Source organism: Streptomyces pseudogriseolus, assembly GCA_002154585.1.
Lineage (GTDB): Bacteria > Actinomycetota > Actinomycetes > Streptomycetales > Streptomycetaceae > Streptomyces > Streptomyces pseudogriseolus.
The window spans coordinates 1-11,105 of record MUNG01000197.1; the positions used below are offsets into that span (position 1 = coordinate 1).

Sequence of the window (11,105 nt, forward strand, 5' to 3'; positions counted from 1 at the left end):
GTCGAGGTCGTACAGCTGGGGCACGAACTCGGCGCGGGTGACCTCCCAGCGGCCGCCGGGGCGGGTGGGCGGGGAGAAGGTGAAGCGGCCGACGGTGGACTGGTTGCCGCGCGGGTCGTTCACCCCGTCGTGGTCGGTCATCTCGCCGGCGATCTGGTCGCCCATGCCATAGACCACCCAGGTGCCGTTGACCTTCTCGTACGCCTGCGGGACATGGGCGTGGGTGCCGAGGATCAGGTCGACGTCCGGGCGGTCGCCGCTCCTGGATGCGGTGAGGGAGCGGGCGAGGGAGAGCTGGAGGCCGTCGGGCTCGTCCTGCCACTCGGTGCCCCAGTGCAGCGAGACCACCACGACGTCGGCGCCGGCCCTGCGGGCGGCGCGGGCGTCGGCGACGATCCGTCGCTCGTCGATCAGGTTCACCACCCAGGGCCGGTCCGGCGGCAGCGGGTGCCCGTTGGTGCCGAAGGTGTAGGCGAGGTGCGCCACCCGCGCACCGCCCGCCTCCATGAGGGTGGGCGTGGCGGCCTCCTGCGCGGACCGGGCCGAGCCGGCGTGGCGCACACCGGCCCGGTCGAGGGCGTCGAGGGTGCGGCGGATGCCCTCCGCGCCGTCGTCCAGGGTGTGGTCGGAGGCGGTGGAGCAGCCGTCGTAGCCGGTGGCGGCGAGGCCCGCGGCCACCTCGGGCGGTGACCGGAAGAGCGGGTAGCCGCTGTGGTCGCCGTCCGCGCCGTAGACGGTCTCCATGTGACACAGCGCCAGGTCGGCGGGGGCGACCACGGAGCGGATGCCGGAGAGCATCGGCCGGAAGTCGTACCCGGCGCCCCCGGCGTCGAACGCGGCGCGCTCGATGACGGAGGTGTGGGGCAGTACGTCGCCCGAGGCGACCAGGGTGAAGCCGCGGTGGGCCGTCGCCGAGGGGCCCGGACGCCCCTGGGCCGGTGGTGTGTGGTCGCGGGCCTGGCAGGCGGCGCCCGCGGCGAGGACGGCCGTCAGGACGAGGGCCAGCTGTCTGCTGCGTGCGATCATCACATCACCCCGCTGTGGTCGTATTTATGGATGAACAGGTAAGAAGCCTCCATGCGGTGTGCGGTGCTCCGACACGCCCTTTAGCCCGTCCGGCGTGCGAGAACGGCCGCCCCGACCGTTCGTCGAACCGTTCGTCGACGCGATCGACCGCCTGTCGCACACTCCTGTGCGCGCCCTGTCCCCCGGCGGCGGCGTGCGTTGCCATACGGCCATGACGGCCGGAACGACACTCACGAACGGGACCACCGCCGAGCACGAGCTCGCCGCACTCCAGCGGGAGCACGGCCGGCCCCTCTTCGCGCTGCTGGTCCGGCTCTGCGACGGGGACCGGCAGCGCGCGGAGGACCTGGTCCAGGAGACGCTGGTGCGCGCCTGGCAGCACCCCGAGGCCCTGCGCGCCGAGAACTTCGACTCCGTACGCCCCTGGCTGCTGACCGTGGCGCGGCGGCTCGCCATCGACGCGCGCCGGGCCCGGCAGGCGCGGCCGGCCGAGGTCGGCGACGCGGTCCTGGAGAACGCCCGGGTGATCTCCGACCACGCGGAACGGGCCGCCGCGACGCTCGACGTCCGGGAGGCTGTGAAGACTCTCACGCCCGAGCACCGTGAGGTCCTGGTGCTCGTGTACTTCCAGGGGGCGAGTGTGGCGGAAGCCGCGACGGCCCTCGGCATCCCGCCCGGTACGGTGAAGTCCCGCGCGTACTACGCGCTGCGCGCCCTGCGCCGGGTGCTTCCGGGCTACGCCTCCGACATGCGGTGAAACCGCCCGTCGGGTCAAACCTCCGTAAAGCGCCTTGCCGTCGACCCCGGTTGAGGATCGGCTGTCCTCATCCGAGTTCGGAGTTCGGACCGCGGAATCACGCTCGGGCGACGCGCACGCACCGGAGGAGGCAGGAAGGGATGCTGCACAGAGGTCGAGAGAGCACGGAGGGCGACGGCGAACCGGCCGTCCCCATGGCCTGGTTCTACGCCGAGTACATCGCCGACGAGCTGCTGCGCACCGGCGACCTCATGCCGCCGACGTCCATGGAGTTCCGGGCCGGCCGGGACGCGCTGGCGCTGACCGTGTTCCTGTCCGACACCGACGGCGAGCTGTCCGGCATCCGGGTCATCACCCAGCTGGAGACCTGGCTGTCGCTGACCGCCTACGACCAGCCGTGGCAGGAGTGGGTGCAGGAGCGCCTCGACGACCTGGCCGCGGACGCCGCCGCGTCCGGCCGGGGCGTGCCGGGCCCGGACCTGGAGCTGGCGGTGGACGCCTGGCGCTGGCTGCGCGAGACGGAGCTGCTGGCCCCCGATCTGAACGCGGTGCCGGGCGGCGCGGCGGCCGGCGGCGAGGACGAGGGACCGAAGGTGTGGACGCCGGCGTGGCAGCTCGGACTGCCGCTCGGCCACCTCGCCATCCACCTCTTCTAGGCCGTACCGGCCTTTTCCGGGGGGCCGTTCGGGCGTCTTACAGGGGCCGTACCGGCCCGTTCGGCGGTCCGCGGAAAATCCGACCAATCCGCGGGCCCGAGGCCTCCGAACACTTAGGTCACGATTCGGTGCGCCGCTGAGTCATTCCGGAGCCTGGTGCGTACCGGTGGGAGCAAGGAGTAACCCCACCCGCACCCAACGGCACGAGGATTCGGCATGAGGTCCCTGGAGAGGCATCGCGACGTCGGCGCCTACGCGCTCGGCGTGCTGGACGAGGCGGAGGCGTTCCGCTTCGAGGACCACCTCATGGAGTGCCCCAGCTGCGCCGTGCAGGTGACCGAGTTCGGCCCCGCGACCCGCCAGTTGATGCTGTACCGCAACGCGACCCCGCGCCCCGTCCACCCGATGGCGCAGCCCTCGCCGCGGATGCTGGACCGGCTGCTCACCCAGGTGTCCGCCCGGCGGCGCGTCGGCCGGCGCCGGATGCTGCTGGCGCTGGCCGCCTCGGTGGTGCTGGCGGTGTCCGCCCCCGCGGTCACGGTGTTGGCAGGGGGTGACGACGGGCCGCGTCCGCTGACCGTCGAGGCGACCGACGAGCGCTCCGGGGTGTGGGCGGAGGTGAAGGTCGAGGACCGCGACTGGGGCAGCAGCGTGGAGCTGCGGGTGAAGGACGCGGCGGGACCGCGCGACTGCGTCCTGGTGGGCATCGGCCGCGACGGCTCCGAGCACGTCATGACCAGCTGGGCCGTGCCCCGGCACGACGCCCGCCCCAACACCGTCCCGGGCGGCTCCGCGATGCACTCCGACGACTTCGTCCGGTACGAGGTGCGCTCCACGCAGGGCGAGACGCTGGTGGTGCTGCCGGCCGGGTGACCGCGGGACCGCCGCGGCGGGGTCACTTCAGCAGCCGGGACAGCCGCCGGTCCGCCAGCGGCTTGCCGCCCGTCTGGCAGGTGGGGCAGTACTGGAGCGACGAGTCGCTGAACGACACCTCGCGGATGGTGTCGCCGCACACCGGACAGGGCTCGCCGGTGCGGCCGTGCACCCGCAGGCCGGTCTTCTTCTCCGCCTTCAGCCGCCCGGCCGCCAGCCCGCGCGAGCGTTCCACCGCGTCGGTGAGGGTGGTGCGCAGCGCCTCGTACAGCCGGGCCGTCTCCTCCGGTGTGAGCGAGGAGGCGAGCTTGAACGGGGACATGCGGGCGGCGTGCAGGATCTCGTCGCTGTAGGCGTTGCCGACGCCCGCGATCAGGCTCTGGTCGCGCAGGGCGCCCTTGAGCCGGCGGCGCTCCCCCGCGAGCAGTTCCGCGAGGCGCCCCTCGTCGAAGCCGTCGGCGAGCGGGTCCGGCCCGAGCCGCGCGATCCCCTCGACCTCCTCCGGGTCCGCCACCACGTACACGGCGAGCCGCTTCTGCGTGCCGGCCTCCGTCAGATCGAAGCCGGCGCCGGTCTCCAGGGCGACGCGCAGCGCCAGCGGCCCCTTGCCGGGGCGGGGGACGCCGCTGGGCAGCGGGTCCTTCCAGTGCAGCCAGCCCGCGCGCGCCAGATGCGTGACCAGGTACGGGCCGCCGTCCGTGGCCAGCGCGAGGAACTTGCCGTGGCGCCGGACGGCGGTGACCTCGCGGCCCTCGACGGCGGTGAGCGGCGGGTCGTAGGTCTTCAGGACGCTGATCGCCACGGGCAGCGCCCGGACGATCTCGTGGCCGGTCAGGTGCTCGGTGAGGAAGTCCTTGAGCGCCTCGACCTCGGGGAGTTCCGGCATGCGTCAAGGGTGCCACCGGCGGCCCGCGTCCTCAGCCCGTGCCGTCGTCCCCCCGCCCGGCCGGTTCCGGGTCCTTCACCACCACGAACTCGCTCCACACGCACTTGCCGCCGCCGCGCGCCTCCACGCCCCACAGGTCGGTGAGGGTCTCCACCAGCAGCAGACCCCGGCCGGAGACGCCGCCCTCGCCCGCCTCCCGGCGGCGCGGCAGGGCGCTGGAGGAGTCCTCGACCTCCACCCGCAGCCGCCGCTCGGCGCCGTCGAGCACCCGGAGGGTGACCTCCGCGGACCCCTCGGTGTGCATCAGCACGTTGGTGATCATCTCGTCGGCGACCAGTTCGATCTCGTCGGCCCGGTCCCGGGCGCCCCACGCGGCGGCCGCGGTGCGGATCATGCGCCGGGTGTCGGACAGAGCCTCCGGGTCGCCGGGCGGCACCAGCTGCTTGAGCCGGCCGCCGGACCGCGGGCCCTCCGGTTCGCGGCGGCGCAGCAGGAGCAGCGCCACGTCGTCGTCGCCGCCGCGCTCCTCGGCCACGTCGATCAGCCGGTCGGCCAGGTCCCGTACGTCGTCGGGGCCCACGGCGATCAGCGCGGCGAGGGTCTCCACGCCGTCGTCGAGGTCCGCGCCGGGCTGCTCGACCAGGCCGTCGGTGCACAGCACCAGCGTCTCGCCCGGCTCCAGCTCCATCCGCCCGACCGGGTAGTCGAGCCCGCCGAACTCGGCGGACAGGCCGAGCGGCAGCCCGCCGGGGACGGGCACCCGGCGGCAGGAGCCGTCGGCGCGGCGCACCATCGGGTCGATGTGCCCGGCGCGGACCACCTGGATCACGCCGGTGGACAGGTCGACCTCGGCGTACAGGCAGGTCGCGGAGCGGTCGGTGTCGAGTTCGTGCAGGAAGACCGAGGCGCGGGCCATCACGGTGGCGGGCGTGTGGCCCTCGGCGGCGTAGGCGCGCAGCACGATGCGCAGCTGCCCCATGACGGCGGCGGCGTGCGTGTCGTGGCCCTGGACGTCGCCGATGACGGCGCCGACCCGGCAGCCGCCGGCGGGGCTGCCGCCGGGCAGCGGGATCAGGTCGTACCAGTCGCCGCCGATGTCCCGGCCGAAGGTGCCGCCGAAGGAGGCGGCCCGGTAGCGGACGGCGAGGTCGGCGCCGGGCACGCTGGGGATGGTGCGGGGCAGCATGGCCTGCTGGAGCCCCTCGGCGAGGTCCATCTCCTGCTCGTAGAACATCGCGCGCTGGAGGCTCTGGGAGATGCTGCTGCCGAGCGCGACCAGGATGTTGCGCTCCTCGGCACTGAAGCCGCGCCGGTCGTTGTAGAGCAGGCCCATCGCGCCGATCGGGCGGGCCTGCACGATGAGCGGGAGGTAGGCGGCCGAGGTGATGTTCAGCCCGGTGATGCCCTTCCACAGCTCCGGGTAGCGCTCGGCGAACTCCTCGGGGGACTCGATGAAGCACGGGCTGAGGGTGCGCACCGCCTCGCTCATCGGGTAGCGCTCGTCGATCCCGGTGAGTTCGGTGCCGGGGACGAAGCTGCCGGCGGGGCCTTCCGCGATGAGCCGGATCCGGCCGGCCTCGACCAGGCCCATCACCAGACTGGTCGCGCCCAGATGGGTGAGGCCGTGGGTGTCCTTGAGGACGTCGATGACGTCCCGCACGGTCCGGGCGTGGGCGAGCGCGGCGGTGGTCAGCTGGACGACGTTGGTCTGCTGGCGGCGCAGGTTCTCCTGGAGGACCTGGTCGCGCCGGTCGCCGCTCTCGCGCAGCTCCTGGGTGGCGTCGCGGACGATGCCGATGATGCGGTGGGGCCGTCCTGCCGGGTCCCGCCGGATGTAGCCCTGGGTGTGGGTCCAGCGCAGGGAGCCGTCGCGGCGGCGGACGCGGAAGTAGGCGCCGTAGTTCTCCTGGCCGGAGTTGAGCGCGCGGGCCACGACGGCGTCGAGGCGTCGCGCCTCCGAGGGCGGGACGCGGACGGCGAGGGTCTCGGGCCGGTCGTCGTACTCGTCGGGGCGCACGTCGAAGATCTCGTGCGCCTGGGCGTCCATCTGCATCACCCCGGCGTCCAGGTCCCAGTCGAAACTGCCCATGCGGTTGAGCGCCAGGATCGGATCCGGGTGTGCCGGCCAGTCGTCCGGGAGTGACAGGGGGCTCGCTCCCCGATCAGCCATGGGGCCACCTTGCCAGGGTTCGGGCGATTCTTCGACCGCTGGGCCGCCCGGGGACACGGGTATCCCGGGGCCGGCGGTGGTACACGGGAAGTCACGGGCCGCAGGGCGCCACGAGGGCCCGGAGCGGGCCGGGACCGGTCCGGCGAGGCGGCGCGGGGACGGAGGGTGCGGCCGTGGAGTGGTTCGGCGCGACCGAGTACTGGACGAGCCGGCTGGTGTTCCAGAAGGGGCTGGCCGCGCTCTACCTGGTCGCGTTCCTGACCGCGGCGCTCCAGTTCCGCGCGCTGATCGGGGAGCGCGGCATGCTGCCGGTGCCGCGCTTCGTGGAGCGGGTGCCCCCGCGCCGCTCGCCCAGCCTGTTCCACCTCCACTACTCGGACCGCTTCTTCGCGGGGTGCGCGTGGGCGGGGTGCGCGGTGTCGGCGGCGCTGCTGGCGGGGGCCGACGCGCTGGTCCCCCTGTGGGCGGCGATGCTGCTGTGGCTGGTGCCGTGGGCGCTGTACCTGTCGGTCGTGAACGTGGGGCAGACCTGGTACGCGTTCGGCTGGGAGTCGCTGCTGCTCGAGGTGGGGTTCCTCGCCGTGTTCCTCGGCAACGACGAGGTGGCGCCGCCGGTGGTCGTGCTGTTCCTGCTGCGGTGGGTGCTGTTCCGGGTGGAGTTCGGCGCCGGGCTGATCAAGATGCGCGGCGACGAGTGCTGGCGCCGTCTCACCTGTCTGGAGTACCACCACGAGACCCAGCCGATGCCGGGCCCGCTGAGCTGGTTCTTCCACCACCTGCCGAAGCCGCTGCACCGCGTCGAGGCGGCAGCCAACCATGTCACCCAGCTGGTGGTGCCGTTCCTGCTGTTCGCGCCGCAGCCGGTGGCGTCGGCGGCCGCGGCGCTGATGATCGTCACCCAGCTGTGGCTGGTGCTGTCCGGGAACTTCGCGTGGCTGAACTGGGTCACCGTGGTGCTGGCGCTCCCGGTCGTGGCCTGGCCGTCCGACGCGCCGCCGGTGGACGACGCCCCGCTCTGGTACGTGGTGGTCGTGCTCGCGGTGTCCGCGCTGCTGCTCGCGCTCAGTCACGCGCCGGTGCGGAACATGCTGTCGCGCCGCCAGGCGATGAACCGCTCCTTCGACCCCCTGCACCTGGTGAACACCTACGGGGCGTTCGGCAGCGTGGGCCGGGTGCGGCACGAGGTGGTGCTGGAGGGGACGGCGGACGAGACGCCCCGGGAGGACTCCGACTGGCGGGAGTACGAGTTCAGGGGCAAGCCGGGCGATCCCCGGCGCCTGCCCCGCCAGTTCGCGCCGTACCACCTGCGGCTGGACTGGCTGATGTGGTTCGCGGCGCTGTCCCCCGCCTACGCGAGCCCGTGGTTCGGGGCGCTGGTGGAGCGACTGCTGGAGAACGACCCCGACACGCTGCGTCTGCTGCGCCGGTCCCCGTTCCCCGCGGACGCCCCGCCCCGGTTCGTCCGCGCCCGCCTGTTCCGCTACCGCTTCACCACCTGGCGGGAGCTGCGCGAGACGGGCGCCTGGTGGGAGCGGGCGTATGTCCGGGAGTTCCTCCCGCCGACCCGGCTGGCCTCCGGGAGCGGGCGGAGGTCCTAGGACGTGCGCGACGGCGCGTCACCGTCCGACTCCGTGACGCCGGACGGTGCCGGGAGCGCGGGCTCGGGCAGTGTGCGGAACAGCAGCCAGGCCAGGACGGGCATGAGGACCAGTGGGGTGAGGGCCGTCCGGAGGGACGTGCGGTCGGCCAGGGCGCCGATGAGCGGGCTGATCAGGCCGCCGACGCTCACGGCCAGGCCGAGCGTGATCCCACTTGCGGTACCGACCCGCGACGGCAGGTAGTCCTGTCCGAGGGTGACCTGCAGCGAGAACGGGACGTAGAGGCCGGCCGAGGTCAGCGCGACGAACAGGTGGAGGGCAGGGCCGGGGGCGAGGAGCAGCCCGGCGATGGATGCGGCTGTCAGGAGGTACGACCAGCACGAGACCCGGACCCGGCCCCAGCGGCCGGCCAGCGCGCCGCCGAGAACACTGCCGGCCGCACCCCCCAGGTACAGCAGGAACAGGGCGGCCGTGCCGGCGGCCCTGCTGCCGTCCATGCGCTCGGCGGCGTACAGCGAGACGAACGCGCCCAGGCCGACGAAGGCGACGGAACGGCACACCACGGCCAGGGAGAGCCGTACGAACGACGCGGTGTCGTCCGTACCCGCCGCGGGCGGCCCGGCCGTGCCGGCCGGCCGGGGCCGCTCCGCGCGCAGCACGGGCAGGCACAGCGCGGCGCCGGCCACGGCCGGCAGCAGAAGCAGCGGCGTCAGCCGGAGACCCCCGACGGCGACCACGGCGGCGACGGTGAGCGGCGCCAGGGCGAAACCGAGGTTGCCACCGAGCGAGAACCAGCCCATCGCGGCGTGACTGCCGCCGGCGGCGGCCCTGGCCACCCGCGCGGATTCCGGGTGGTACGCCGCGACTCCCACGCCGGACAGTGCTACGGCCGCGAGCGTGACGGCGTAGGAGTCGCTCACCCCGCTCAGCGCGATGCCCAGGCCCGCGAGCAGCGTGCTGACCGGGAGCAGCCAGGGGACGGCCCGGCGGTCGGTCAGCACGCCGAATAGCGGCTGGGCCACCGAGGACAGCACCGAGGCCGCGAGCACGACGCCCGAGACGGCCGCGTAGCTGTAGGCGCGCTCGGCGACGAAGAAGGGCACGAGGGCGGCGACGGCACCCTGGTAGACGTCGACGCAGGCGTGTCCGACGGACAGCCGGGTGATCGCGTGGTTTTTTCGCACCTCCGCATCCTGCGGGGCGCGGCGCGTGTCCCACTTCCGATAATCTGCCAGGTGATGACGGAAGTCCGCCACACCCCCGTGGCTCCCACCCGCGCCCAACACCTGGGCCCCGGCGGGGAGATCGACGCGCACCGGCACGACGACCACCAGATCGTCTACGCCGGCCGGGGGGTGGTGTCCGTGACCACCGACTCCGGTTCCTGGGTCGCCCCGGCGACGCGTGCCCTCTGGGTCCCGGCCGGCACCGTCCACGCCCACCAGGCGCACGGCGACCTCGAGCTGCACCTGGTGGGGCTGCCCGCGCGAGAGAATCCGCTGCGGCTGGACGGTCCCGCCGTGCTCGCGGTGAGCCCGCTGCTGCGCGAGCTGATCATCGCTCACACCCGCAGCGAGGACCGCGGCAGCCCGGAGGCGAGGAGGCTGCGTGGAGTGCTCCTCGACCAGCTGCGCGTCTCGGTGCAGCAGCCCCTGCATCTGCCCACCCCGGACGATCCGCTGCTGCGCAGGGTCTGCGACCTGCTGCGCGCCGATCCCTCGGACGACCGCACCCTCGCCGAGCTGGGCAGGGAGGTCGGAGCGAGCGACCGCACGCTGTCCCGCCTGTTCCGCAGGGACCTCGGGATGACCTTCCCGCAATGGCGTACCCAGCTTCGCCTGCACCGCGCGCTGGTCCTGCTGGCCGAGCGGACCCCGGTGACGCAGGTGGCGCACCGGTGCGGATGGTCGTCCACGAGCGCCTTCATCGACGTGTTCCGCCGTGCGTTCGGGCACACGCCGGGCACGCATGCGCGGTGACCGGGGTTCACAGCAGGCCGGTCGCGCGCAGGTCCTCCCACAGGGCGTCCGGCACCGGTTCCGCGAAGCGGTCGGCGCAGTCGTCGACCTCGGCGGCCGAGCGGGCGCCGACCAGCACGGCGGCGACCGCCGGGTGGGCCGCGCAGTGGGCCAGGGCGGCGGCGCGCAGCGAGGTGCCGTGCCGCTCGGCGGCCTCCTTGATCCGCAGGGCGCGCTCGAGGAGTGCGGCGGGGGCCGCCGCGTAGTCGTAGGTGACGCCCGGCCGGGGGTCGGCCAGCAGGCCGGAGTTGAAGACGCCGCCGACCAGGACGGACACCCCGCGGTCCAGCGCGGCGGGCAGCAGCTCGGCCGCCGCACCGCGGTCGAGCAGGGTGTGCCGGTTCGCGCACAGCACCACGTCGACGTCGGTGTCGCGGACGAAGCGGGTGAGCATCGCGGTCTGGTTCATGCCGGCGCCGATGGCCCCGACGACGCCCTCGGAGCGCAGCCGTTCGAGCGCCGGGTAGGCCTCGTGGAAGGCCTGTTCCTCGTGGTCGTCGGGGTCGTGGAGGAGGACGACGTCCACCCGGTCCAGGCCGAGGCGTTCCAGGCTCGCCTCGAGCCCGCGGCGCACGCCGTCGGCGCTGAAGTCCCAGACGCGGCGGTGGGTGGCGGGCACGGCGAAGCCGTGGGCGAGGTCGTCGCCGCCCGCGTCGGACGGTTCGAGGCGGCGGCCCACCTTGGTGGACACCGTGTACGTGTCGCGGGGCAGCCCCCGCAGGACGGCGCCCAGCCGGCGTTCGGCGAGGCCGAGCCCGTAGTGCGGGGCGGTGTCGAAGTGGCGGATGCCCCGCCTGAGCGCCGCGCGCACCGCCTCGTACGCCTGCTCCTCGGGGACCGGGGTGTAGAGACCGGCGATGCCCGAGGTGCCAAGGGCGAGCGGGGTGACCTCCACGCCGCTGCGGCCGAGTCTCCGGCGGACCGGCCGGTCCGGAGCCGTGGGGGCGGGGAGGTCGCTCATGCCGGACTGCTCCTTGTCGTGATCACGGGGCGGGCGCGGCCGAGCATACGGGGCCCGCGACCGCGCGTTCCGCCGCCCTCGGGCGCGGGACGGCGGCCGGGGCCCCCACCCGGTCACGCCCGCTTCAGCCGCAGCGTCCTCAGCTCGAAGGGCCGCAGCG

10 protein-coding genes are annotated in these 11,105 nt (G+C 74.1%); 5 read left to right on the forward strand and 5 right to left on the reverse strand.

Going from position 1 to position 11,105, the window contains the following annotated elements; genetic code table 11:
- Window positions 1-1,026, reverse strand: a 1,026-nt coding sequence (locus CCN29_RS18500) for a CapA family protein (RefSeq protein ID WP_086683175.1), incomplete at its 3' end; no start/stop codon positions are given.
- Between the two features lie 211 nt (window positions 1,027-1,237).
- On the opposite strand from CCN29_RS18500, the gene CCN29_RS18505 reads away from it, so the two are divergent.
- From CCN29_RS18505 to CCN29_RS18515, 3 genes are all read left to right on the forward strand, one after another.
- Window positions 1,238-1,783: a sigma-70 family RNA polymerase sigma factor gene (locus CCN29_RS18505; RefSeq protein WP_006131740.1), complete on the forward strand. Its 546-nt coding sequence runs from the start codon at window positions 1,238-1,240 to the stop codon at window positions 1,781-1,783.
- A gap of 140 nt (window positions 1,784-1,923) precedes the next feature.
- The gene (locus CCN29_RS18510) at window positions 1,924-2,439 is read left to right on the forward strand and encodes a hypothetical protein (protein ID WP_006131741.1); all 516 of its coding nucleotides are present in this window, start codon (window positions 1,924-1,926) and stop codon (window positions 2,437-2,439) included.
- 216 nt (window positions 2,440-2,655) lie between these two features.
- Window positions 2,656-3,312 carry a zf-HC2 domain-containing protein gene (locus CCN29_RS18515; protein ID WP_006131742.1) on the forward strand — a complete coding sequence of 219 codons (657 nt, stop codon included), beginning with the start codon at window positions 2,656-2,658 and terminating at the stop codon, window positions 3,310-3,312.
- A gap of 22 nt (window positions 3,313-3,334) precedes the next feature.
- Here CCN29_RS18515 and CCN29_RS18520 read toward each other — a convergent pair whose 3' ends face one another.
- Window positions 3,335-4,198, reverse strand: a complete 864-nt coding sequence (locus CCN29_RS18520) for an Fpg/Nei family DNA glycosylase (protein ID WP_006131743.1) — start codon at window positions 4,196-4,198, stop codon at window positions 3,335-3,337.
- A 31-nt stretch (window positions 4,199-4,229) separates the two neighbouring features.
- Window positions 4,230-6,368: a SpoIIE family protein phosphatase gene (locus tag CCN29_RS18525; RefSeq protein WP_086683178.1), complete on the reverse strand. Its 2,139-nt coding sequence runs from the start codon at window positions 6,366-6,368 to the stop codon at window positions 4,230-4,232.
- Between the two features lie 173 nt (window positions 6,369-6,541).
- Here CCN29_RS18525 and CCN29_RS18530 point away from each other — a divergent pair, with 173 nt between their 5' ends.
- Window positions 6,542-7,966: a lipase maturation factor family protein gene (locus tag CCN29_RS18530; RefSeq protein WP_086683182.1), complete on the forward strand. Its 1,425-nt coding sequence runs from the start codon at window positions 6,542-6,544 to the stop codon at window positions 7,964-7,966.
- Here CCN29_RS18530 and CCN29_RS18535 read toward each other — a convergent pair.
- Entirely contained in the window at window positions 7,963-9,150 is a 1,188-nt protein-coding gene (locus tag CCN29_RS18535; RefSeq protein ID WP_031021417.1) for an MFS transporter, read from the reverse strand. The two genes, CCN29_RS18530 and CCN29_RS18535, sit on opposite strands and share 4 nt — an antisense overlap.
- A gap of 54 nt (window positions 9,151-9,204) precedes the next feature.
- Between CCN29_RS18535 and CCN29_RS18540 the strand changes: the two genes are divergently transcribed.
- Window positions 9,205-9,945, forward strand: coding sequence for an AraC family transcriptional regulator (locus CCN29_RS18540; protein WP_006131747.1), 741 nt, complete (start codon window positions 9,205-9,207; stop codon window positions 9,943-9,945).
- 7 nt (window positions 9,946-9,952) lie between these two features.
- Here the strand turns inward: CCN29_RS18540 and CCN29_RS18545 are convergent, their stop codons facing one another.
- Entirely contained in the window at window positions 9,953-10,945 is a 993-nt protein-coding gene (locus CCN29_RS18545) for an aldo/keto reductase (RefSeq protein WP_086683185.1), read from the reverse strand.
- Window positions 10,946-11,105: the final 160 nt, after the last annotated feature.

Excerpts from the sequence above, each read along its gene's own strand:
- CCN29_RS18510 (WP_006131741.1), top strand. The coding sequence starts at position 1,924 with ATGCTGCACAGAGGTCGAGAGAGCACGGAGGGCGACGGCGAACCGGCC.
- CCN29_RS18540 (WP_006131747.1), top strand. The coding sequence starts at position 9,205 with ATGACGGAAGTCCGCCACACCCCCGTGGCTCCCACCCGCGCCCAACAC.
- CCN29_RS18505 (WP_006131740.1), top strand. The coding sequence starts at position 1,238 with ATGACGGCCGGAACGACACTCACGAACGGGACCACCGCCGAGCACGAG.
- CCN29_RS18525 (WP_086683178.1), bottom strand. The coding sequence starts at position 6,368 with ATGGCTGATCGGGGAGCGAGCCCCCTGTCACTCCCGGACGACTGGCCG.
- CCN29_RS18545 (WP_086683185.1), bottom strand. The coding sequence starts at position 10,945 with ATGAGCGACCTCCCCGCCCCCACGGCTCCGGACCGGCCGGTCCGCCGG.
- CCN29_RS18520 (WP_006131743.1), bottom strand. The coding sequence starts at position 4,198 with ATGCCGGAACTCCCCGAGGTCGAGGCGCTCAAGGACTTCCTCACCGAG.
- CCN29_RS18515 (WP_006131742.1), top strand. The coding sequence starts at position 2,656 with ATGAGGTCCCTGGAGAGGCATCGCGACGTCGGCGCCTACGCGCTCGGC.